Raw genomic sequence first — 21,016 nt, 5'->3', positions numbered from 1 at the left:
ATCGGAGGCACCATGAGCGCCTTCCTCGGCCAACTTGGCACTCTCGTCGGTGTGGCACTCGGCGCCCTGGGGTCGTATCTCGTGTCGAGCGCTGGAGAACGCACTCGCTGGCGTCGTCAGCAGGCCACCCGATGGGACGACAAGCGCGGCGCCGCATATGCCCGGTATGCGCATCTCTTGAAGCAGACCCTTCGGGCCGCTCTGTGGCTCGCGGCGAGCAATGGCCTCAAGTGCCGGGCGCCAATCCTTTCGATCGGCGACATGGAAGCGGCCCTCGCGAAAATCGAATCCGAGCGTAGCGCCGCCTGGGAGGACGTACTTCTGCTTGGCGACACGGAGACCATCCGTGCTGCTCGGCAGTACACACTGGAAGCCTTGAGGCTAGAGCGGGCAGCACACGAGCAGCCCGTCGACCCCGAGACGTGGTCAGCGCAGTTGCGCAAGGTGGAAGAGACGCGAGCGGCCTTCCATGCGGCCGCCCGGAACGATCTTGGCGTACCAGCGCAGGACTTCGTGGACGAGATGTGGTCCTGGTATCCCACGTCGGAGCCTGAGCGACTGTGAGCGAGGCGAGGACCACTGCTGTACTTCGCTGCTGTACGGGCCTCGAAACGGCTGAGCCGGCGCCTGGGGCACCGGCTCTGGCCTGCGGGAACTGTGGGCCGCCAGGGACTCAACCCTGAACCTATGGATAAAGGGGAAGAGTGATTCGGCAGGTTTTGGCCCCACCTTGCGTTGGGACGGTGAGGCGATCGGCGTACTTCGTGAGGAGCCTGCCGTGGCGCCGAAGTCGAAGGTTGAGCTGTGCGCGGCGATCCGGTGGGACTCGCCTAGCGCGGGCTCGCCGAGGCGCTCTTGGCCGCTTTGTCGGAGGCGATGGCGGCCGCGTCGAACACGGCGCACGCGTCCTTGATCTCCGGCGCGCCGTCGCCGCCCCAGCGGGGTGTCCGCTTCTGCCGCTGTCCGGTGCTCGCCGGCCCAGCTGCACGATCTTCGCCTACGCATCCGTGCCGGCCTGCTTGGTGGTCGTGGTTGTTCCGTGGTTGCTCGGATGTCCACCAACCTGGACGGACGCACACGGACGGAAAAGGACAAGCCCCCGGGGTGCCACCTCGGGGCTTGCTACGCAGCGTCGACAGCGCCTGGACCAGCTGAGCGCCAGTAGTTGCGCCACGACGTCCGGGTCGATGGCGGTGCCGCCCACGGCGACCCGCTCGAGCGCCCGGAGGAGCCGCGCCTGCAGGACCGGTTCGGGGCGGTCACCGGCACCGTCGTCCTCGGCGTGCTGGGGGGCTGGCACCTCCCGCTGTTCCTCACCGAGTGGGGCGGCTGGCCCGGCGCGTCGTGGGTGTCGCCGATCGAGTTCGTGGCCTGCTGCGTGCCGCTCAGCGCTACCCGCTGCACGCCCAGCTCATCGCCTCGACCGCGATCGCCGTGCCGCTCATCGCGGCCACCCGCGGCCGGCTCGGCCTGCGCGGCGACCCTGATCGACCGGGCCGTCGCCGCCGAAGACCGACGGGCAGGAATGGCACCCAGCCGGCGTGCGGCGTGTTAATGTCGGCGAGCCGCCCGCCATCGGACTGAGCGCGGTCGCGGTTGAGCGCGAATATCTGCTCGAAGCGTCGGCCGTCGCCGAGCGCCCGCACCGCCACCTGCCACAGCCGCACGGGCTGGGCGTGGGCGTCGGCCCGAACGATCGCGAACTTCACACAGCCGTCCGGCGGTGCCGCCCCCCGCCGGACCGGCTCACGGCTGAACCATTTGCCGCCGTCGTTGTCGAGGCCGACGACTGGGAGGAAAGCAATGCTGCGTGGGGCGTGGTACCTGCTCGGCCTGGCCGCGCTGCTCGGCGTGGTGTTCTCGGCCGTGCCGGCGCGGGCCGAGACGGGCACCGACCGCTACTACGTCGTCGGGCCGCCCGTCGACGGGCAGGGCGAGTACCTCTTCGGCATCGCGGCGCAGACCCTCGGCGACGGCAACCGGTACCCGGAGATCTTCGCCCTCAACGAGGGGCGCCCGCAGCCCGGCGGCGGGCGGCTGACCGATCCCATGGACGTGGAGCCGGGCTGGATCCTGGTGCTGCCCGCCGACGCCTCCGGGCCTGGCGTCCACATCGGTGAGCCCCCGCCGATCGCCATGCCGGCGAGTTCGGGTCCGGCGAGCCCGGGTCCGGCGCCGGTGCGTGCTCACGCGGCCGTGGTGCTGTACCCGGCCGGGATCGCCGTCGTGCTCGCGGGCGCCGGCCTGGCCCTGTGGGCGCGCCGCCGCCTGGCCGCTGCGCCCGCCCCGGTGCCGGCGTCGGCCGATCCCGGACATTCGCCGGCGGGGCCCGAGATCTATCCCGCGGAGGTCGTCGCGCTGCTCGACACGGGGGCGGTGCGGCTCAGCGGCCGTGCGGGCCGGGGAGGGGACGCGTTCGGGTGGCGGGCGGCGCACGAGCCGCCACTGGACGGGGCGCTGCCCGTGGTGCTCGGGGAGCGGGACGGCTGGCTGCTGTGGGCCGACCTCGCCCGGGTGCCCGACCTGCTCGCCGTGTCGGGGGCGCCGGACGCCCGCCGCCGGTACGCGGCCGGCCTCGCGGCCCAGCTGGACGCGGCCGGGCGTGGCGTCGCCGTCGTGGACGGTGCGCTCGGCGCCGACGCGCCGGCCGGGGCGCGGGTGCTGGACGGCTTCCCGGCCGCCGGCGGGGTCGGCGGCCCGGGTGTGGTGATCAGCGGCGAGCTGCCGCCCGGGCAGCTGGTCGACGCCCGCAGCCTCGCCGAGCGCACCGGGCGGGACGTGGTCGCCGTCGTCGTCGGCGACGTACCGCGGGCCAGCTGGTCGGTGGCGGCCGCAGATCTTCCCAAGGCGCGCTGAGCCGGGCGGGCCGGTCACTCCGACGCTTCGCCGAGCGCCTCCCCGACACTGGTCCAGTACCCGCCCAGAACCAGTCGGTCACCGCACCACCGTAGGGCTGCTCACCCCAGGGGCGCCGGGACTGGGGTGTTTCCAGGGTTCGAACGGCCCGGCCGGTGTGATGCCCTGTGTCCGGCCGGCGGCGCGACACGGCGCCCGGCCCGATCAAGGAGGCCCGACCGTGACCACGCACCCGCCCGTCATCTTTATCCACGGACTCTGGCTGCACGCCACGTCGTGGGGCCCGTGGATCGACCTGTTCGAGCAGGCCGGCTATGCGGCCTCGGCGCCCGGCTGGCCGGGCGACCCGGACACCGTCGCCGAGGCGCGCGCCAACCCGGAGAGCATCGCCGATCACGGCATCGACGACGTCGTCGCGCACTACGCGAAGATCATCGAGGGGCTGGACGAGAAGCCGATCCTGGTGGGGCACTCGTTCGGCGGCATGATCGCCCAGAAGCTGCTCGGGCAGGACCTCGCCGCCGCCGCGGTGGCGATCGACGCCGCGCAGATCAAGGGCGTGCTGCCGCTGCCGCTGTCGGCGCTGCGGGCCACGCTGCCGGTGTTCAAGAATCCCGCCAACCGGCACCGGTCCGTCTCGCTGACGGCCGAGCAGTTCCGGTACGCCTTCGGCAACGCCATCTCGCCGGAGGAGTCCGACGAGCTGTTCGAGCGCTGGACGATCCCCGCGCCCGGCAAGCCGCTGTTCGAGGCGGCCGCGGCGAACTTCGACCCGCACTCGCCGGCCGCGGTGAACACCGCCAACGAGATGCGCGGGCCGCTGCTGCTCATGATGGGCGGCCGCGACCACACCGTCCCCGAGGCGGTCACCCGGGCCACGCTGAAGCAGTACCGCCACTCCAGCGCGGTCACCGAGATCATGGACTTCCCGGACCGGGCGCACTCCCTGACCATCGACCACGGCTGGCGCGACGTGGCCGACGCCGCGCTGTCCTGGCTGGGCGCGCACGCCACCGCGATCGCGCGGCCGGCGTCCTGATCCCTATCCGGAGGTCACCATGGAACTGCACCTGACCGGCAAGGTCGCGGTCGTGACCGGCGCGAGCCGGGGCATCGGCCTCGCCGTCGTCCGGGCCCTGGCCGCCGAAGGCGTGCGCGTGGTGGCCGGCGCCCGGACCCTCACCGGCGAGCTGGCCGAGCTCGCCGGCGACGGCGCCGTGCGGCCCGTCGCCGTCGACCTGTCCACCGCCGACGGGCCGGGCCGGCTCGTGGAAACCGCCATGGCCACGTTCGGCCGCATCGACCTGCTCGTCAACAACGTCGGCGCCGTCCGTCCGCGCCCGGCCGGCTTCCTGGCCGTGCCGGACGAGGAGTGGATCGCCACGCTGAACGTCAACTTCCTCGCGCACGTCCGCGCCGTCCGGGCGGCCCTGCCGCATCTTTACGCCGCCGGTACCGCGGCCATCGTGACGATCGCGTCGGTCAACGCGGCACTGCCCGACCCGCTCGTCATCGACTACAGCGCGGCCAAGGCAGCGCTGGTCAACTTCTCGAAGGCGCTGTCGAAGGAGGCCGGCCCCAAGGGGGTCCGGGTCAACACGATCAGCCCCGGCCCGGTCAGCACCGACCTGTGGCTCGGCGCCGGCGGCGTCGCCGAGACCCTGGCCCGCGTCGGCGGCGGCGACCCCGCCGCGATCGCCGACCGGGCGGCGCACGAGTCCGTCACCGGTCGGTTCACCGAGCCGGAGGAGGTCGCCGGCCTCGTGCTGTACCTCGCCTCCGGCCTGGCCGCCAACGTCACCGGCGCCAACCTGGCCGTGGACGGGGGCCTCGTCACCAGCCTGTGAGGTCGCCGACGATCGTGTGCAGCTGCGACCGCGCCGTGATCCCCAGCTTCGGGAAGATGTTGTGCAGGTGGGTGCTGACGGTGCGGTGTGAGAGGTACAGGGCCTGACCGATCTCCCGGTTGGTCAGGCCCTGGGCCGCCAGCTGGGCGATCTGCAGCTCCTGCGGGGTGAGCTCGTCGCGCCCGGTGGTGGGCCGCACCCGGCTGGCCTCGCCGGCGGCGCGCAGCTCCTGCCGCGCCCGGTCCGCCCACGGCGCGGTGCCGAGCGCGTCGAAGGTGTTACGGGCCGCCCGCAGCGGTGCCCGCGACTCGACGGGGCGGCGCTGCCGGCGCAGCCACTGGCCGTACGCGAGCTGGGTCCTGGCCCGCGAGAACGGCCACCGGCTGGTCTCGGCGTTGAGCGCCGCGCGGAAGAGCGCCTCCGCCCCGGTGTCGTCGGCCAGCACCGCCCGCGCGTAGCGCAGCCCGGCGTGCAGGGCCGGCGACGACGTCCGGCGGCCCTCCGCCTCCAGCTCGGACACCACCTCGGCGACCTCGTCGCGCCGGCCGCTGTGCGAGGCCGCCTCCACCAGGTCCGTCAGGGCGAAGCAGCGCATCGCGACGTGGAACGACGGGTCGGCCGGGTCGTGCATCCGGCGCAGCTCGCCGTACGCGTCGGCGTAGCGGCCCTCCGCGAGCGCGCTGCGCCCCCGGGACAGCTGGGCGGTGGCCAGCACCGGCCGGACGCCGGCGGCGACGCCGCGCTGTTCCGCCTCGGCCGCCAGCGCCGCCGCCCGGTCCGGGTGGCCGCCGAGTGCGGCCATCACGGCGGCGGCCGCCCGGGCGATGCCGAAGAACAGCGGCTGCGACGTCTCCAGGGCGAGCCGGGCGGCCTCCTCGGCGGCGGGGATGCCCGCGTTCAGGTCGCCCTGGTGGGCCGCGCACCACGCCAGCGCGGCCAGCGCCCGGGTCAGCGAGCCGAGCCGGGCCTGGGCCCGCAGGCCGGGGATCGACGCCGCGCAGTACGCCTCGGCCTGGTCGAAGGCGCCGATGATGACCGCCGCGCTGCCGAGCAGGCGCAGGGTCTGCGCGTCCGCGCCCGCGCGGGCGGAGACGCCGCGCAGCCCGTCGATGACGGCCGAGCCCCGTCCGACCGGCGCCGCGAACGCGAGGATGGCGAGCCGGTCGGGGTCGTCCGCGGCGGTGGGCAGCGACTCGGCCACGGCGACGACCCGGCGCCCGGCCGTTTCGTCGGCCTCGGCCCAGAAGCAGCGCAGCGCCGCGCTGTTGAGCAGCCGCATGGCCAGCGGGACGCGCTCGCCCTCGGAGGCGACCCGCTCGGCGACCTCGGCCAGCGCGGATGGCGCGGTCTTCGGGTCGCGCAGCCCGTCGCCGAAGCTCGACTCGATCCACAGCCGCTGGGCCTGCTGCGTGAACGACAGCCCCCGGCCCTCCGCCTCCCGCAGCAGCCCGCCGACGACGTCGTGGCGGCCGAGCTCGACGGCGAGCCCGGCGGCCCGCAGCAGCCGGTCGGCCGAGCGCTCCGGGTCGACGGTGAGCTGCCCGGACCGCTGCAAAGCGGCGAGCACGGTGACCATGGCGCCGCGGCTCCGCGCGTGCCGGGCCGCCGCCTCGAGCTCGTCGGCGACGTCGTCGTCGGGCCCGACACAGGCGCCGGCACGGTGCCACACCCGGCGATCGGCCTGCCCGCGCACGACACCCGCCAGCGCGGCGTGGGCGGCGAGGCGCTGCGCCAGCGGTGCCCGCTGCCGGATCGCCGAGCGCATCAGCGGGTGCCGGAAGCGGATCGTGGCCCGGCCCAAGTCGACGAGCTGGGCGGCGACGGCCGGAGTCAGGTCGTCGACCGTCACCGCGGCGCCGGCACCGCCGGCGGCGTCGAGGACCTCGGCCAGCGCGTCGCCGTCGTTGACCGCCGCGACCAGCAGCAGGGCCTGGGCGGGCTCCGGCAGCCGTGACACCCGCGCCGCGAACGCCTCCTCCAGGCGCGCGGTCAGGGGCCGCCACTGCGGCTCCAGCGGGTCGGGGCCGGGCCGCCGTGCCGCGATCGGCAGCTCGACGAGGGCAAGCGGGTTGCCGGCCGCCTCGGCGAGCAGGCGCCGGCGCACCGCGGCGTCGAGGCCCGGCGCGCGGACGTCGAGCAGGGCGTCCGCCGCGGCCTCGTCCAGGCGCTCCACGCGCAGCTGCTCGAGGTCGCCGAGCCCGTCGGCGTAGCCGTCCCGCGCCGCCGCCAGCAGCACGATCGGGTCGGAGTCCAGCCGGCGGGCGACGAACGCCAGCGCGCCGGCGCTGGGCGCGTCCAGCCAGTGCGCGTCCTCGACGAGCAGCAGCGCGCCGGTTGCGGCGGCCGCCTCCGACAGCAGGTTCAGCACCGCCAGCGCGATGAGGAACAGATCCGGCGCGGCGTCCTGCTCCATCCCGAAGGCCGCCAGCAGCGCCGCGCGCTGCGGGCCGGGCAGGTCCTCGGCCCGGCCGAGGACGGGCCGCAGGAGCTGGTGCAGGGCGGCGAACGGCAGCTGCGCCTCCGCCTCCGTCCCGGTGGCGGCCAGCACGAGCAGCCCGTGGCCCACCGCGTCCCGGCGGGCCTGACGCAGGAGCGACGACTTGCCGATGCCGGCCTCCCCGCGCACCACGAGCGCGCCCCCGCGATGGCGGCCCGATTCCACGAGGGCGGCCAGGCGACGCAGCTCGTGCTCACGCCCGAAGAGCGTCGTGCCGGTACCGTCGACCGTCATCGCCATCCGTTCCCCGCTGCGGCAACCGGGATCATCCTGCCCAACCCACCCGGCCGGCGCCAGGCCCGGACCCGTCACGTGACGTATGGAGGCCGCCCGTCGCGCCGTCCTACGCTACGGACCGTGATCGCACGGTCTTCGGTGCCGGCCGATACCCGGCAACTGCCGCTGCACGGCCGACACGACGAATGCCAGGCCATCGAGGAGTTCACGACCACCGTCCGCACGGGCCTGAGCGCCGCGCTCGTGCTCGTCGGCGAGGCCGGGATCGGCAAGACCCGGCTGCTGCAGTACGCCACCGGCGCCGCCGCGGACCTGCAGGTCGCCCGGGTGGCCGGGGTGGAGCCGGAGCACCGGCTGGCCTACGCCGCCCTGCACCGGCTGCTGCGGCCGTTCACGGACCGGATCGATCAGCTGCCCGGCCCCCAGCGCGACGCGCTGGCCGGGGCGTTCGGCCTCGCCGAGGGCGTGACCGCGGACCGCTTCCTGGTCGGCCTGGCCGTCCTGACCCTGCTGGCGGATGTCGCCCGGAGCCTGCCGCTGGTCTGTCTCGTCGACGACGCCCAGTGGCTGGACCCGGAGACCGTGGCCGCCCTGGCCTTCGCGGCCCGGCGGCTGCACGCGGACAGCCTCGGCCTGCTTATCGCCACGCGCGACGAGCCGGCCCTGGCGCGGGCGCTGGACGGCCTGCCGACGCTGCCCGTCGCCGGCCTTCCGGACGGGGCCGCGCGCGACCTGCTGGCGCTGGCCGCCGCCGGCCGGGTTGCGCCGTTCGTCGCCGGCCGGATGGTCGCCGAGACGCGGGGCAACCCGCTCGCGCTGATCGAGCTGACCGCGGAGCTGTCCGCGGACCAGCTGGCGGGCGGGGCCTCGCTGCCCGACCGGCTGCCGCTGAGCCACCGCATGGAGGCGCACTTCCTGCGCCACGTCCGCACGATGCCGGCCGCCACGCGGTCGCTGCTGCTCATTGCCGCGGTGGCGCCACCGGACGACGTCGCAGTGATCTGGCGTACCGCAGCAATGCTGGGCCTGCCGGCGGAAGCGCTCGACCCGGCGGTCGCCGAGGGCATCCTCATGGCAGCGCCGGCGTGCACCTTCCGCCACCCGCTGATCCGCTCGGCCGTCTACTCCGCGGCCCCCGCGGCCGAGCGGCGCCGGGTGCACGCCGCGCTGGCCGAGGCGATCGACCGCGACGCCGACCCGGACCGCCGGGCCTGGCACCTGGCCGAGGCCACCGCCGGGCTGGACGAGGACGTCGCCGCCGAACTGGATCGGGCCTCGCTGCGGGCCCGCACCCGCGGCGGGTACGCGACGCTGGCGATGTTCCTGTCCCGTGCGGCGGACCTGACCCCGGATCCGCGGCGGCGGGCCGGGCGCCTGCTCGGCGCCGCCCGGGCGCACCTCGCCGCCGGTGACCCGGTCGCGGCCGGCCTGCGCCTCGAGCAGGCGGAGCCAGCGCTGCACACGCCCACGATGCGCGCGGCCGCCCAGCAGACCAGGGCCACCCTCGCCTGGTTCGGCGGCGGGGTGGCGACGGTGGTGTCGGCGATGATGCTGGAGGCCGCCACCGATCCCGGGCTGCCCGCCGAGCTGAGCAACGGCATGCTGTTCGAGGCCCTCACGGCCGCGATGCTGTCCGGGCAGCACACGGCGGGCACCACGATCGCCGACGTGGCCCGCGCCGCGCGGCGGGCACCCGGCCGCGGCCAGGCCCCGGCGTCCACCACGCGCCTGCTGCTGGACGCCTTCGCCACCCGGATCCTCGACGGGTTCGGGCCGGCGGTACCGCACCTGCGCGCGGCCGCGGCGGCGCTGCGCACCGAACGGGACCTGGCCCACGGCAGCATCCCTTCGCCATGATCGGCAACTGGGTGGCGGAGGAGCTGCTCGACGACGCGGGATACGAGGCCCTCCTGCGCCACGCCGTGCCGCTGGCCCGCGAGCGCGGGGCCCTCCACGCGCTCGACGCCGCGCTGCACGGGCTGGCCGCGGCGGCGACGTGGGCCGGCGACTTCGCGCAGGCCGACGCCATCTACGCCGAGGCGGCCGACGTCGGCAGCATGACCGGAACCGGCGACGACGGCACGGCGGGCCGGCAGATCGAGCTGCTGGCCTGGCGCGGGCACGAGGCGCCGGCGCGCGCGGCCGCCGACTCCGCGTTCAACGTCTGGGAGGCGCGGCGAGGCTACGCCGTGGTCGGCAACCACGCCCGCTATTCGCTGGCCATCCTGGAGCTCGGCCTCGGCCGGTATCGGGAGGCGCTGGCCTGGACGCTGCCCGGCTTCCGGGACGACGTGGTCGGCCAGGGCAATCGCATGCTGCCCAACCTCATCGAGGCGGCCGTGCGCGCCGGGGACCGGCCGAGCGCGCGGGCCGCGCTCGACCGGCTGGCCGAGCGGGCGAGCGCGAGCGGCACCCCGTGGGCGCTGGGGGTGCTGGCGCGCAGCCGCGCACTGCTGAGCGAGGAAGACGGGGCGGACGCCCTGTACCGCGAGGCGGCCGAGCACCTCGCCGGCAGCCGGATGGTCACCGAGCTCGCCCGCACCCACCTGCTGTACGGCGAATGGCTGCGCCGCCGCAAGCGCCGGACGGAGGCACGGGGGCAGCTGCGCCTCGCGCACGACGCCTTCACCGACATGGGCGCCGCCGCGTTCGCCGAACGCGCCCGCGTCGAGCTGCTGGCCTCGGGCCAGCAGGCCCGTCCCCGCACCGTCCCGGCCGGCCCCGACCTCACGCCCCAGGAGGCCCGGGTCGCCGGGCTCGCCGCGGCGGGTGCCACGAACACGGAGATCGCCACGCAGCTCTTCGTCACCGGCTCGACGGTGGAGTACCACCTCAACAAGATCTTCCGGAAGCTCGGCATCACCTCACGGCGGCAACTCCCGCGCGTCCTCCGAACGCCGCCGGAGTGACCGGCGCTAGGCGTTGGCGTACCCGGGGATCCGGTCGCGGATCCTCTGCAGTTCGGCCTCGTCGGAGACGCCCTGGAAGTCGTGACGCGGCGTGTACCGGCGTTCGAGCTCGGCGATCTCGCCGGATGTCAGGTCGAGGTCGAGGGCGGCGACGGCGTCGTCGATCTGGGCGGTCGTGCCGGCGCCGACCAGCGGGGCGGTCACGGCCGGCTTGCTGCGCAGCCAGGCGAGCGCGACCTGCGCCCGGGACACGCCGCGGGCCTGCGCGACCCGGCCGACCGATTCCACGATCGCCTGGTCGCTGCCGGCGGTGAGGGCCGGGTACAGCAGGTCGGCGTACCACCCGTCGGTCTCGGACCGCACGGTCGACCGGGCGTCCTGCCACGCGCGGGCGAGCCGGCCGCGCGCGAGGGGGCTCCAGATGATCGTGCCGACGCCCTCGTCGAGGCAGAGCGGGATCATCTCCCGTTCCTCTTCGCGGGCGAGCAGGTTGTAGTGGTGCTGCATCGATATGAACCGGGCCCAGCCGTGCCGGGCCTGCAGGTGCAGGGCCTTGGCGAACTCCCAGGCGGGCATGGACGACGCGCCGAGCTTGATGTACCGCATAGTGCTCCTCGATCTCTCCGGAGAGATCTCCATTTAACGTAGTGGAGACATCTCCGGATAGCAATCGGGCTGAGCGGGGCGGCCGTTGCTGTGCGACGCTCTGTTGCGTGAGTGGATCGATGTTCAGCGCGCACGGCCCCACCCCGGCCCGGGCGGCCATCGCGGCCGCGGTCGGGATCGCCGGCGCATGCGTGATCGGGCCCGTGTTCGGCTGGCCCTATGCGCCCGCGGCCGGTTGGAGCCTGGCGGCGTTCTTCTACGCCGGGCACACCTGGATCGTGATCGGCCGCATGTCTGCGGAGCAGACCGCGTCGCACGCCACCCGCGAGGACCCCGGCCGGCGGGCCTCCAGCATCGTGGCCGTGCTGGCCAGCGTGGCCAGCCTCGCCGGCGTGCTCTACGTGCTCGCGGCCGGCGCGTCCAAGGGTGTGGGCGCGGACATCTCGGCGTCGCTGGGCATCGCCGACGTCGTCGCGTCCTGGCTGCTGCTGCACACCGTCTTCACCTTGCGCTACGCCGAGCTGTACTACACCGGAACGCCGGGCGGTGTCGACTTCAACCAGGAGGAGCCCCCCGCGTACGCCGACTTCGCCTACCTGGCCTTCACGCTCGGCATGACGTACCAGGTCTCGGACACCGACCTGAAGACCCGCCCGATCCGGGTGACCGCGTTGCAGCAGGGCCTGCTGTCGTACCTCTTCGGCTCAGTCATCCTCGCGACGACCATCAACCTCGTCGCCGGCCTGCGCTGATCGGCGGTTGACGTGACGGATCACCAGGTGCTCCAGGATGACCCGCATCGGCGGGTGGAACGTATCGGCGACACGGTGCGGCGCCCTCTGCACCCGTGGTCTGCGACCATCCACGAGCTGTTGTGGCATCTGGAGAGCGTCGGGTTCCCGTACGCACCCCGGCTACTCGGCGTCGATGCGGAAGGCCGCGAGGTCCTCACCTACATCGACGGCGAGTCCGGCGGTGCCGCATGGGCCAAGGTCGTCGACGACGCCGGCCTGGTCGCGATGGCCCGTCTGCTGCGCGACTACCACGAGGCGGTACGCGGCTTCCGTCCGACGGCCGAGGCGGGGTGGGCCGCGTACACCGGCACCCTCGATGCCGGCGAGGTGGTCTGTCACGGAGACTTCGGACCGTGGAACCTGGTGTGGCGGGGCACGCAGCCGGTGGGCATCCTGGACTGGGACTACGCCTGGCCGGCTCGGCCCATCCACGATGTCGCCTACGCCCTGGAGTACGTGGCACCGTTCCGCGACGACGGCGTCTGCATCGGGTGGTTGCGCTATCCCGCGCCCCCGGACCGGCGGCGCAGACTGGAGCGATTCGCCGATGCGTACGGCCTCACGACGACCACCGGTCTCGTCGACGAGGTCATCGGCCAGCAACAGCAGGTGTGGCGGCGCGCCCGGCAGCTCGCCGCCGAGGGACGCCAGCCACAGGCCGCCTGGGAGGAGGCCGGCGTCCTCGATGAGGTAGCTGAACGGATTCGCTGGAGCCGCGCCCACCGGCACCTGTTCGAGTGACCTACAGCTCGAAGGACGCGCCGTCCGCGGGCACCTCGGCGGCCGATCGGGGGGTGGTGCCCGCCACCGCGGCCGGGTTGGTGTTGTTGAGGTGGGTGTACATGTACCGCGTTGCGGGCCGGCGCGGCAGGAGCGGCTCGGAGACCTCGATCGGCAGGTGGCCCATCGAGGTCGCGGTGCCGCCCCCGCCGGTCGAGCGGCGCAGCTCGTCGTCGTGCAGGAACGTGCCGTCGAGCACGACGCAGCCCGCGTCCGCGGTCAGCTCCTCGAACGCCGAGGACCACGCCGGCAGGCAGGGCGCGTAGACGAGGACGCCGCCGGTGTGCGGGTCGTGCACGCGGTATGCCAGCACCCAGTCGTCGCCGGGGAGGCCCTCGGCGTACCGCGGCCGCTTCGAACCGACGGTCAGCGCGCGCGCCCGCAGGCCGCCGTCCAGGTCGATCTCGCCGCCCCCGACGGCCGCGCAGTGCAGGGTGGTGTAACGGGCCAGGAGCGGCCGCACCGGGAAGGGCCCGGCCAGCGCGTCGAGCACGCAGCTGCTGCCGTACAGCGTCAGCGCGCTCGCCTCGCGCAGCGTCAGCAGCCCCAGGGTGTGGTCGAGCTCGGCCGTCGACAGCAGCACGCCCCGCAGCGGCGTGTCCCGCCGGCCCGGGCCCGGCGCCAGCTCGGGCGCGGCGGCGAGCTGCGTGCGCAGGTCGGGGGAGGCGTTGAGCAGGAACCAGGCCCGGCCGTCGCCGCTGACCGCCACGCAGTCCTGGGTGCGGTTCACGCCGGCGGCGCGGGCGCGGGCGCAGCCGTCGCAGGCGCAGTTCCACTGCGGCAGGCCGCCGCCCGCGGCGGTGCCGAGCAGCCGGACCCTCACGCCATCCGCCGGGGCACCGGCGCCGCCGCGGTGCCGGCCGCCGCCGCGACCCGCGTCAGCCGCTCGTGGTGCGCAGACAGGCTGCAGGCGGGATCGGTCGCCGCCGGATCGCCGGTGATCTGGTACGCCTGGCAGCGGCAGCCGCCGAAGTCGACCTCGCGCAGCGCGCACGAGCGGCACGGGTCGGGCATCCAGCCGGTACCGCGGAACCGGTTGAAGGACGCCGACGAGTACCAGATCTCGCCGAGCGGGCGCGAGCGGACGTTCTCGATGCCGAGGTCCGGTAGCTGCCCGGCGGCCAGGCAGGGCAGCGCGTCGCCGTTGGGCGCGACGACGAGCTGGCGGGCGCCCCAGCCGGACATGCACGGCTTCGGCCGGTCGGCGTGGTAGTCGGCCGCCACGTACACCAGCTCCAGCGCGTCGCCGTACCAGGCCCGGGCCGTCTCGGCGTCCCGCTGCGCCGTCGCGACCTGCTCCGGGGTCGGCATCAGCGCGGCCCGGTTGCGCAGCCCCCAGCCGTAGAACTGGGTGTGCGCGAGCTCCAGCCGGTCGGCGCCCAGGCCGGCGGCCAGCTCGGCGATCGCGAGCAGCCGGCCGACGTTGCCGCGGTGCAGGACCACGTTGACGGTGAGCGGCAGCCCGTGCGCGCGTGCCCGGCGGGCCGCGTCCAGCTTGCGGCCGTGCGCCCGCAGGCCGGCCACTTCGTCCGCCGCCGCCGGCTCGGCGTCCTGGATCGACAGCTGCAGATGGTCCAGCCCCGCGCCGGCCAGCGCCGCCAGGCCGGCCTCGGAGAGCGGGATGCCGCTCGTGACGAGGTTGCTGTACAGGCCGAGCGCGCGGGCGTGGGCGACGAGGTCCACCAGATCGGGGCGCAGCATCGGCTCGCCGCCGGAGAGGTGCACCTGCAGCACGCCGAGGTCGCGGGCCTCGTCGAGCACCCGGCACCACTCGGCGGTGGTGAGCTCCTCGCGGTACGCCGACAGCTCGACCGGATTCGAGCAGTACGTGCAGTGCAGCGGGCACCGGTAGGTCAGTTCGGCGAGCAGCCCGAGCGGCGCCGGCTCGCGGGGCGGCGGCGTGGGTGCATCGCCCGCGGTGTCGAGGCCGGCGGTCCCGGCCGGGCGGCCGGTGCCGTCGAGTGCGACGAGCCGCCGGCCGGCCAGGTCGCCGAGGAGCGCGCCGACCTCTTCGACGGACACGCCGTCATAGTCGCGCGCGAGATCCTCCGCGATGTCAGCGGCCGTGTGCACGCCGTCGCACCGGCTCACGACCTGCCCGGCCGTGTCGTTGAGCAGCAGGACACCCTCGGGATACAGCAGGGCCGGCCGGGCACGCACCCGGTCGTACGCGAGCCGCACCCCGGCGCGCAGGCCGGCCCCGCTCACCGCCGCAGCCCTGCGTAGTCGACGGCGTCGAGGATCGTCCGCAGCACGTCGCACTTGAACGACAGCGCCGCGACGGCCGCGTCCTGCTGCTCCCGAGTGCGGCAATGGTCGAGCACGAGCGAGAGGGTGTACTCGCTGTCGCGCCGCACGACGGGGATGCGGTTCTCGAAGTACGCGAAGCCGTGGGGCTTGATCCAGTCGTAGTGCCGCTGCCAGGCACGAACCCGCTCCGCCATCAGATCCGGCGCGAAGAGCTCGGTGAGCGCCGCCGCGGCGCCCTCGATCCACGGCCTCGTGCGGCAGAAGTTCACGTAGCCGTCGACGGCGAACCGGACCCCGGGCAGCACATGGCGCTCGTCGCGAACCTCGGCGGGGTCGAGCCCCACCGCCTCGGCGAGGACGAGCCAGTCCGCCAGCCCGCCCTCGCCGTCGCCGCTGCCGTCCTGGAAGGCGATGCGCTCGACCCAGCGCCGGCGTACCTCCGGGAGCGGGCAGCCGGCGATGATGGCGGCGTTCTTCTGGGACAGGCACCGCTGGTAGTACCAGCGGTTGGCCACCCACGCCCGGACCTCGTCCGGCGAGCAGTCCCCGGCGTGCAGGCGGACGTGGAACGGGTGCTTGTCCCAGTAGCGCGCCGAGAGTCCGCGCAGCGCCGCGGCGAGCTCCTCGCGACTCAGCGGGTCGTCGGCCACGGATCGCCGGCTCCGGAGTACGCGGTGATCTCGGGCCGGGTCTCCAGGCACTCGACGCGCGGCGACGTCCAGCGCCGACGCGCCGGCGCCGCGGGCGGGGTCTGTTGCGTTGCGGCCGGCATGGCCTCACCTCCGAGTAGCAGCATCGGAACTCCTGGGTGCGCGGTACATCGAGGCGGCTGCCTCGCGAGCCACCGCACTACCCGCGGCGGCGGTGGACATGCACCGGCGAGCCGAGGGCCCGCCGGCGGCCGAAGGATCAGACCGGGACCGGCGCGCGCGATGGGCGGCCTCGACGCGCTGGCCGTAGTAGGTGCCGCCGAGGACGAGTGCGATGCCGGCGACGCCGGCCGCGGCCAGGTGCTCGCCCGCGAGGCCCACCCCGATCAGCACCGCCCACACCGGTTCGGTGCCCAGCAGCAGGCTGGCGCGCGCTGCCGATGTGCGGCGGATCGCCCACAGCTGCACCAGGAACGCGAACACGCTGCAGCCCATCGCGAGATACAGGACGCCGAGCCAGTGCACCGGTCCGAAGGCGCGTCCCGCCGAGGGCAGTGCGGGCGCCGCGACGATCGTGAACAGGACGGCGCCGACCGCGGTCTGCAACCAGGTGAGCGTCACCGTGTCGTACCGCCGGCCGTCCGTCAGCCGCCCGGACAGCGTGACGTGGCCCGCGCGAACGACGGCGGCGGCGAGCATCAGGGCATCACCGGCCGTCGGCGCGTGCAGGCCCGGGCCGGCGACGAGCAGCATCACGCCGGCCACCGCGACCGCCGCGGCCACGAAAAATCGGCCCGGCAGCCACCGCCGGCGAACCCCGCCCTCGAGCGCCGGCGTCAGCAGAATCGTGAGGCTGATCAGCACCCCGGCGTTGGTCGCGCTGGTCAGGGACACCCCGTACGTCTCCAGCACCAGCACCGAAGCCTGGGTGAGGCCCAGCAGCGCCCCGACCCGCAGCTCCGGCCGGCTGGGCCGCCGCCTGGCCATGGCGGGCGCCAGCGCGATCGCCGAGACGAGGAAGCGCAGCGCCAGCACGGCCAGCACCCCGCCGACCAGGACGAGGGTCCGGGCGGCCAGATAACTGCTGCCCCACACCACCGCCACGGCCAGCAGCAACAGATCACTTCGACGTACCGACATGGTCGGAGCCTGAACGCGGCCTATCGTGAAGACAAGACCCGTACCGCTGAATCCATAGTGTAGTGAGACCTCATGGATCTGCACCACCTGCGCCTGCTCAGGGAACTCGGCGACCGGGGCAGCCTCGCCGCCGTCGCCCGGGCGATGCACATCACGCCGTCAGCGGTCTCCCAGCAGCTGCGGTCGCTGCAACGCTCGGCACGAGTCCCGCTGACCGAGCGCCGCGGCCGCCGTCTCGTGCTGACCGAGGCGGGCCGCGCCCTCGCCGCCGCGGCGATCGAGGTCTCCACCGCACTTGACCGGGCCGGCCGGGCCGTGGACGCCTACCTCGACGACCCGGGCGCGCCGGTCACGGTGGCCGCCTTCCACAGCGCCGCGCTCACCTACTTCGGCCCGCTGCTCGGCCGGCCCGGCCTGCCGCCGGTGCGGTGCTGCGACGAGGACGTGGCGCAGGCCGACTTCCCGGCGCTGGTCGCCGACTACGACCTGGTCCTGGCGCACCGGCTGGCGCACAGCCCGCCCTGGCCGTCCGACCGGCTCACGATCGTGCCGCTGGTCCACGAGCCGCTGTACGTCGCGATGCCCGCCGGCCACCGGCTGGCCTCGAAGCCGTCACTCACCGCCGCCGACGTCAGCGACGAGCCGTGGATCTGCGTCCACGAAGGATTCCCGCTGGAGGGCATCCTGACGGCGATCGCGGCGGCCGCCGGCGGGCCCCTCGAGATCGTCCACCGGGTCAACGACTTCACTGTCGTGGCCGCGATCGTGGCCGCCGGCGGCGGGCTCGCCCTGCTGCCCGGCTACACCAGCCGGCCCGGCTCCGCCGTGGTGCTGCGCCCGCTGGCCGACCTGCCGGCCGGGCGGCACATCGACGTCCTCGCCCGTCCGGAGAGCCTGCACCGGGTCGCGGTGCGCACGGTCCTCGGGGCACTCCACGAGATAGCCGCCAGGCCCGCGCGCCCGCTCCTGCGGCCACCGGCTTAGACGCGCGGCGCGAGGTCGTACACGTAGTAGCCGCGGCCCGGATACGCGTACGGCGAGTCGTCGCGTTGCTCGTCCACCACCCGGAAATGCTGTCCGAGCGCGGCGTCGAGCTGTGCCTTGCGGCTCAACCAGTACGGCCGGCCGTACGGCAGCGTCACCTCCCGGAGCCTGGTGAGCAACAGGCTGGTGCGGTGGTTCGGGTGGACGAAGCGGTCACCGTCCCAGTAGCGGTCCATGGCTTCGCCGAGCGCCGCGTACGACAGGAAGCCGCTGGCCGGATCCCAGTGCCGCAGGCCCGCCACACTGCGCAGCTCGCAGACGTCCTCCGGGGTGGGATCGGACAGCCGCGAATAGTGTTCGAGCAGCGTGTCCAGATCCTCGAAGACGCTGTACTCGTCGACACAGTCCATTCTGGACACCCAGTGGCCGCCCGGTTTGAGGATCGACCGTACGCGTGACATCAGGCCCCGCTGGTCGTCAGGATTGAGGTTGCCGAGCACGAGATCGCTGACCACCAGGTCGAAGTACCGGGGCGGCAGCGGCGCCGTCAGCCAGTCGCCACAGATCCACACCTCGTTCAATGACTCGGCCTCGATGAGCGTTGTCATGGCCTGCATCATGGGCAGCACGCGGTCGAGGATCGTGACCCTGAGCCGGGGAATTCCGGCGAGCATCGCACGCAGTTCCGGTGTCGAGCCGAGCACCAGTACCTCGACCTGGTCGCCCTCCTCGTCCAGGCGGATCCGCGACCGGATCCGCGCGACGTCGTCCGCCGATGGTCTGGCTGGTGGCGCGTACTTCGTCCACCGCGGAACGATGTCCTCCCACGCAAGGGGTGCGGTGATGCTGGCTGCGGCCATGACGATCCAACCAATCAATCAAGCAAATGGACGGGGTGCTCGCACAAAGCGCGACGGACCCGAATGTAGGCCCGTTCACCCTGCGCTGCGTATCGACCGAACGAGATATTGAGATCAATGTCGGCCTGTGGTTGCGTGAGGGCCGATCCGCAACGATGAGGGAGCCGTGAAGGTGATGCGCGCCCGGGCAACGCACGCGCTGGTGGGGTTCAGCAAGGGTCTGGTCGCCGACCTCGACCGGCTGCTGCCCCCCGCCTCGGTCGTCGTGCTCGAGGAGGCCGACGTCATCGTGGCCCGCGACGTGCGGCGCCGGCTGTCGCCGTTTCGCTGCGTCGCCTCGCTGCTGGAAATGCCCATCCACGACGAGGTGGACACCACGCGCCTGCTGCGCGCGGCCGGCGGGCCCGGTGACATCGGGATCGTCCTGCCCGCGGTCGAGTACGGCGTCGTAGCCGCCGCCGCACTCGCCGAGGCGTGGCAGCTGCGCGGCGCGGGTACCGAGGCGGCCCGGATCCTTCGCGACAAGGAGGCGCTGCGCCGGCACGCCGGCACCGCCGGTCTTCCGCAGCCGCGCTGGCGGGTTGCCACCGGGCCGGCCGACGTCACCGCGTTCCGCGCGTCACACGGCCGCTGCGTGCTCAAGCCGACCGGTCGCCAGGCGAGCCTGGGCGTGCGGGTCGTGTCGGAGCACGACGATGTGGCGGCCGCGTGGTCGCAGAGCGCCGGCGTCGACGAGTCGCGCATGCGCGCGCGTTTCACCACTCCCGTGCGCTACCTGGTCGAGGAGTACCTCGAAGGCCCCGAGGTCAGCGTGGAATGCCTGGTCGACGACGGCGCCGTCCGGTTCGTCAACGTCACCGCCAAGGTCGTCCACACTGGACCGTGGCCGGTGGAGCTCGGCCACGTGGTGCCGGCCGCGCTGCCGGCGGACGTCACCGCGACCGTCGTCGAGCTCACGACGCGCCTGGCCACCACTGTCGGGTTCGGCAGCGGAGTCCTGCACGCCGAGTGGATCCTCGTCGGCGGCGTCGACCCGCACCTGGTCGAGTGCGCCGCCCGGCTGCCCGGCGACAGCATCGACGAGCTCATCGACCTGGCCTACGGCGGCTCGATCACCGCCGACCTGGTGGGCCTGCTCGGCGGGGCCGGCGTCGCCGACCGGAGCTCACCGTCCCGCGGCGCCGCGATCCGGTTCCTGACCTGCCCGCCGGGCGTCGTCGCCGACGTGAGCGGCATCGACGTCGCCGAGCGGTCCGAGGGCGTCCACCAGGTCGCCGTGACCGCCAAACCGGGGAGCACGGTCGCGCCGCTGACCAGTTCCTGGGAGCGGGTCGGTCACGTCATCGCCACCGGGCCCACCGGGCCGGACGCCGAGGACCGGGCCGCGCGCGCCGCCGCGCTGATCGCGGTCAGCACAAGATGAGCCCTCGTCGTGCGCTCGTGGTCGTCGCGCTGGTCGACTCGGCCGGGACCGGGCTGTACCTGGCCGGATCGACGGTGTTCCTGATCCGGTCCGCGGGGTTGAGCGCCGCGGCGATCGGGACAGGTCTCGCCGTGTCCGGCGCGGCCGGCCTGCTCGCGTCCGTGCCGCTCGGCACCCTCACCGACCGCTGGGGTGCCCGGCGGATGCTCGCCGGCGTGCAGGCATGGCGGGCCCTGTGGTTCACGGCGCTCGCCTTCGTCGACGGCCCGACGACCTTCGTCCTGGTGTCGTTGTTGCTGGGCCTGGTGGAGCGGACGGCGTCGCCGGCCACCCAGGCGGTCGTGGCGGCAGCCGTACCAGGGCACGAGCGCACCCGCACCCTGGCGCTGATGCGTTCCGTGCGCAACGCCGGGTTCTCGCTGGGCGCCCTCGCGGCCGCGCCGCTGCTCGCCGCGCACTCGGTTGCCGCGTACCGCACCGTCATCCTCGCCGACGCCGCGTCCTTCGCCGCGGTGGTCTTCCTGCTGGCGCGGCTGCGCGTCGACACCGCACCGTCGCCGGTGCGCCGCGGCCCCCTCACGTTCCTCGCCGACTTCCGGGACTGGCGCTACCTGCGGCTGGCCGGGCTCAACGGCCTGCTGTACCTGCACACGACGATCCTGACGGTGGCGCTGCCGATGTGGACACTGCTGGCCACCCCGGCGCCGGTTGCGGTGGTACCGCTCCTGGTCGGCCTCAACACCGTGCTGACCGTCGCGTTCCAGGTGCCGTTCAGCTCCGGCGTGGACAGCGCCGCGGGGACGACTCGCGCGTTGCGTCGCGCCGGCCTCGCCCTCGCCTTGTGCTGTGCGGCGTTCGCCGCAGCCGCCCAGGTGGGGCGAACCGCGTCGGTCGCGCTGCTGGTCCTCGGAACCGTCCTGCTCACCGCGGGGGAGTTGTGGCAGTCGGCCGCCGCCTGGGAGGCGTCGTACCGGTACGCTCCGGAGCACCGCAAGGCGGAGTACCTTGCCGTGTTCGGGCTCGGCCCCGCGGCGCAGGAGATCGTGGGGCCGCCGCTGGTTACGCTCCTGGTGATGGGTCTGGCCGGGCCCGGCTGGGTGGTGCTGGCCGGGCTGCTGGCGGCGGTGGTGCCCGTCGTGCCCCGCGCGGTCGGCGATCTGGCGCTCCAGGAGGGGTGATCCCG

The 21,016-nt window shown here is 74.3% G+C and carries 20 protein-coding genes; 11 read left to right on the top strand and 9 right to left on the bottom strand.

Translation table 11 applies throughout. From position 1 onward, the window contains the following. Positions 1-12 precede the first annotated feature (12 nt). Entirely contained in the window at positions 13-564 is a 552-nt protein-coding gene (locus ACQEVU_RS29180; RefSeq protein ID WP_433329050.1) for a hypothetical protein, read from the top strand. 827 nt (positions 565-1,391) lie between these two features. Here ACQEVU_RS29180 and ACQEVU_RS29175 read toward each other — a convergent pair. Beyond that, positions 1,392-1,667 (bottom strand): hypothetical protein, encoded by a 276-nt coding sequence (locus ACQEVU_RS29175; protein WP_433329048.1) that lies wholly within the window; start codon positions 1,665-1,667, stop codon positions 1,392-1,394. A 136-nt stretch (positions 1,668-1,803) separates the two neighbouring features. Between ACQEVU_RS29175 and ACQEVU_RS29170 the strand changes: the two genes are divergently transcribed. The 3 genes from ACQEVU_RS29170 (at position 1,804) to ACQEVU_RS29160 (ending at position 4,703) form a co-directional block, all read left to right on the top strand. Further along, positions 1,804-2,856, top strand: a complete 1,053-nt coding sequence (locus ACQEVU_RS29170) for a LysM peptidoglycan-binding domain-containing protein (RefSeq protein ID WP_433329046.1) — start codon at positions 1,804-1,806, stop codon at positions 2,854-2,856. Positions 2,857-3,076: 220 nt separating this feature from the next. Continuing rightward, a complete protein-coding gene (locus tag ACQEVU_RS29165; protein WP_433329044.1) occupies positions 3,077-3,895 on the top strand; it encodes an alpha/beta hydrolase in 819 nt (272 codons plus the stop codon). A 19-nt stretch (positions 3,896-3,914) separates the two neighbouring features. After that, positions 3,915-4,703, top strand: a complete 789-nt coding sequence (locus ACQEVU_RS29160; RefSeq protein ID WP_433329042.1) for an SDR family NAD(P)-dependent oxidoreductase — start codon at positions 3,915-3,917, stop codon at positions 4,701-4,703. Here the strand turns inward: ACQEVU_RS29160 and ACQEVU_RS29155 are convergent. Next, positions 4,690-7,434 (bottom strand): ATP-binding protein, encoded by a 2,745-nt coding sequence (locus tag ACQEVU_RS29155; protein ID WP_433329040.1) that lies wholly within the window; start codon positions 7,432-7,434, stop codon positions 4,690-4,692. The genes ACQEVU_RS29160 and ACQEVU_RS29155 overlap by 14 nt on opposite strands. 123 nt (positions 7,435-7,557) lie before the next feature. On the opposite strand from ACQEVU_RS29155, the gene ACQEVU_RS29150 reads away from it, so the two are divergent. Further along, positions 7,558-9,294 (top strand): AAA family ATPase, encoded by a 1,737-nt coding sequence (locus ACQEVU_RS29150; protein WP_433329038.1) that lies wholly within the window; start codon positions 7,558-7,560, stop codon positions 9,292-9,294. After that, positions 9,291-10,346: a helix-turn-helix transcriptional regulator gene (locus tag ACQEVU_RS29145; protein ID WP_433329036.1), complete on the top strand. Its 1,056-nt coding sequence runs from the start codon at positions 9,291-9,293 to the stop codon at positions 10,344-10,346. Before ACQEVU_RS29150 ends, ACQEVU_RS29145 begins: the two co-directional genes overlap by 4 nt. Before the next feature lie 6 nt (positions 10,347-10,352). Here ACQEVU_RS29145 and ACQEVU_RS29140 read toward each other — a convergent pair whose 3' ends face one another. Next, the gene (locus ACQEVU_RS29140) at positions 10,353-10,952 is read right to left on the bottom strand and encodes an aldo/keto reductase (RefSeq protein ID WP_433329034.1); all 600 of its coding nucleotides are present in this window, start codon (positions 10,950-10,952) and stop codon (positions 10,353-10,355) included. Between the two features lie 107 nt (positions 10,953-11,059). Here ACQEVU_RS29140 and ACQEVU_RS29135 point away from each other — a divergent pair, with 107 nt between their 5' ends. Beyond that, a complete protein-coding gene (locus ACQEVU_RS29135; protein WP_433329032.1) occupies positions 11,060-11,704 on the top strand; it encodes a DUF1345 domain-containing protein in 645 nt (214 codons plus the stop codon). A gap of 27 nt (positions 11,705-11,731) precedes the next feature. After that, positions 11,732-12,487, top strand: a complete 756-nt coding sequence (locus tag ACQEVU_RS29130; RefSeq protein ID WP_433329030.1) for an aminoglycoside phosphotransferase family protein — start codon at positions 11,732-11,734, stop codon at positions 12,485-12,487. Position 12,488: 1 nt separating this feature from the next. Here the strand turns inward: ACQEVU_RS29130 and pqqB are convergent, their stop codons facing one another. From pqqB to ACQEVU_RS29105, 5 genes are read right to left on the bottom strand one after another with little or no spacing between them, the layout of a single operon-like run. After that, positions 12,489-13,349, bottom strand: a complete 861-nt coding sequence (gene pqqB / locus ACQEVU_RS29125; RefSeq protein WP_433329028.1) for a pyrroloquinoline quinone biosynthesis protein PqqB — start codon at positions 13,347-13,349, stop codon at positions 12,489-12,491. Continuing rightward, entirely contained in the window at positions 13,346-14,734 is a 1,389-nt protein-coding gene (gene pqqE / locus ACQEVU_RS29120) for a pyrroloquinoline quinone biosynthesis protein PqqE (RefSeq protein WP_433329026.1), read from the bottom strand. The genes pqqB and pqqE overlap by 4 nt, the downstream gene beginning before the upstream one ends. Continuing rightward, on the bottom strand, positions 14,731-15,426 hold the full coding sequence (pqqC, locus tag ACQEVU_RS29115; RefSeq protein WP_433329024.1) for a pyrroloquinoline-quinone synthase PqqC: 696 nt from the start codon (positions 15,424-15,426) through the stop codon (positions 14,731-14,733). Before pqqC ends, pqqE begins: the two co-directional genes overlap by 4 nt. Then, on the bottom strand, positions 15,408-15,572 hold the full coding sequence (locus ACQEVU_RS29110) for a hypothetical protein (RefSeq protein ID WP_433329022.1): 165 nt from the start codon (positions 15,570-15,572) through the stop codon (positions 15,408-15,410). The genes pqqC and ACQEVU_RS29110 overlap by 19 nt, the downstream gene beginning before the upstream one ends. Continuing rightward, positions 15,553-16,566, bottom strand: coding sequence for a DMT family transporter (locus ACQEVU_RS29105; protein WP_433329020.1), 1,014 nt, complete (start codon positions 16,564-16,566; stop codon positions 15,553-15,555). Before ACQEVU_RS29105 ends, ACQEVU_RS29110 begins: the two co-directional genes overlap by 20 nt. Positions 16,567-16,638: 72 nt before the next feature. Between ACQEVU_RS29105 and ACQEVU_RS29100 the strand changes: the two genes are divergently transcribed. Next, complete coding sequence (locus tag ACQEVU_RS29100) at positions 16,639-17,550, top strand: LysR family transcriptional regulator (protein WP_433329018.1); 912 nt, start codon at positions 16,639-16,641, stop codon at positions 17,548-17,550. Here the strand turns inward: ACQEVU_RS29100 and ACQEVU_RS29095 are convergent. Further along, a complete protein-coding gene (locus ACQEVU_RS29095; RefSeq protein ID WP_433329016.1) occupies positions 17,547-18,410 on the bottom strand; it encodes a class I SAM-dependent methyltransferase in 864 nt (287 codons plus the stop codon). The genes ACQEVU_RS29100 and ACQEVU_RS29095 overlap by 4 nt on opposite strands. A 175-nt stretch (positions 18,411-18,585) precedes the next feature. On the opposite strand from ACQEVU_RS29095, the gene ACQEVU_RS29090 reads away from it, so the two are divergent. Together ACQEVU_RS29090 and ACQEVU_RS29085 are read left to right on the top strand one after the other, a co-directional pair. Further along, positions 18,586-19,833, top strand: a complete 1,248-nt coding sequence (locus ACQEVU_RS29090; protein WP_433335122.1) for an ATP-grasp domain-containing protein — start codon at positions 18,586-18,588, stop codon at positions 19,831-19,833. Further along, on the top strand, positions 19,830-21,011 hold the full coding sequence (locus ACQEVU_RS29085) for an MFS transporter (RefSeq protein ID WP_433329014.1): 1,182 nt from the start codon (positions 19,830-19,832) through the stop codon (positions 21,009-21,011). Before ACQEVU_RS29090 ends, ACQEVU_RS29085 begins: the two co-directional genes overlap by 4 nt. The last annotated feature ends 5 nt before the right edge of the window (positions 21,012-21,016 follow it).

The organism is Dactylosporangium sp. CA-139066, assembly GCF_050936175.1.
Taxonomy (GTDB): Bacteria; Actinomycetota; Actinomycetes; order Mycobacteriales; family Micromonosporaceae; genus Dactylosporangium.
Note: the sequence above shows the minus strand (reverse complement) of the source record. Positions and strands in the feature narration are given on the sequence as shown.

Bases quoted from the DNA above. Each gene is read 5' to 3' on its own strand.
- ACQEVU_RS29110 (WP_433329022.1), bottom strand. From the start codon at position 15,572: ATGCTGCTACTCGGAGGTGAGGCCATGCCGGCCGCAACGCAACAGACC.
- ACQEVU_RS29170 (WP_433329046.1), top strand. From the start codon at position 1,804: ATGCTGCGTGGGGCGTGGTACCTGCTCGGCCTGGCCGCGCTGCTCGGC.
- ACQEVU_RS29100 (WP_433329018.1), top strand. From the start codon at position 16,639: ATGGATCTGCACCACCTGCGCCTGCTCAGGGAACTCGGCGACCGGGGC.
- ACQEVU_RS29155 (WP_433329040.1), bottom strand. From the start codon at position 7,434: ATGACGGTCGACGGTACCGGCACGACGCTCTTCGGGCGTGAGCACGAG.
- ACQEVU_RS29140 (WP_433329034.1), bottom strand. From the start codon at position 10,952: ATGCGGTACATCAAGCTCGGCGCGTCGTCCATGCCCGCCTGGGAGTTC.
- ACQEVU_RS29105 (WP_433329020.1), bottom strand. From the start codon at position 16,566: ATGTCGGTACGTCGAAGTGATCTGTTGCTGCTGGCCGTGGCGGTGGTG.
- ACQEVU_RS29160 (WP_433329042.1), top strand. From the start codon at position 3,915: ATGGAACTGCACCTGACCGGCAAGGTCGCGGTCGTGACCGGCGCGAGC.
- ACQEVU_RS29145 (WP_433329036.1), top strand. From the start codon at position 9,291: ATGATCGGCAACTGGGTGGCGGAGGAGCTGCTCGACGACGCGGGATAC.
- ACQEVU_RS29095 (WP_433329016.1), bottom strand. From the start codon at position 18,410: ATGGCCGCAGCCAGCATCACCGCACCCCTTGCGTGGGAGGACATCGTT.
- ACQEVU_RS29085 (WP_433329014.1), top strand. From the start codon at position 19,830: ATGAGCCCTCGTCGTGCGCTCGTGGTCGTCGCGCTGGTCGACTCGGCC.
- ACQEVU_RS29180 (WP_433329050.1), top strand. From the start codon at position 13: ATGAGCGCCTTCCTCGGCCAACTTGGCACTCTCGTCGGTGTGGCACTC.
- ACQEVU_RS29090 (WP_433335122.1), top strand. From the start codon at position 18,586: ATGCGCGCCCGGGCAACGCACGCGCTGGTGGGGTTCAGCAAGGGTCTG.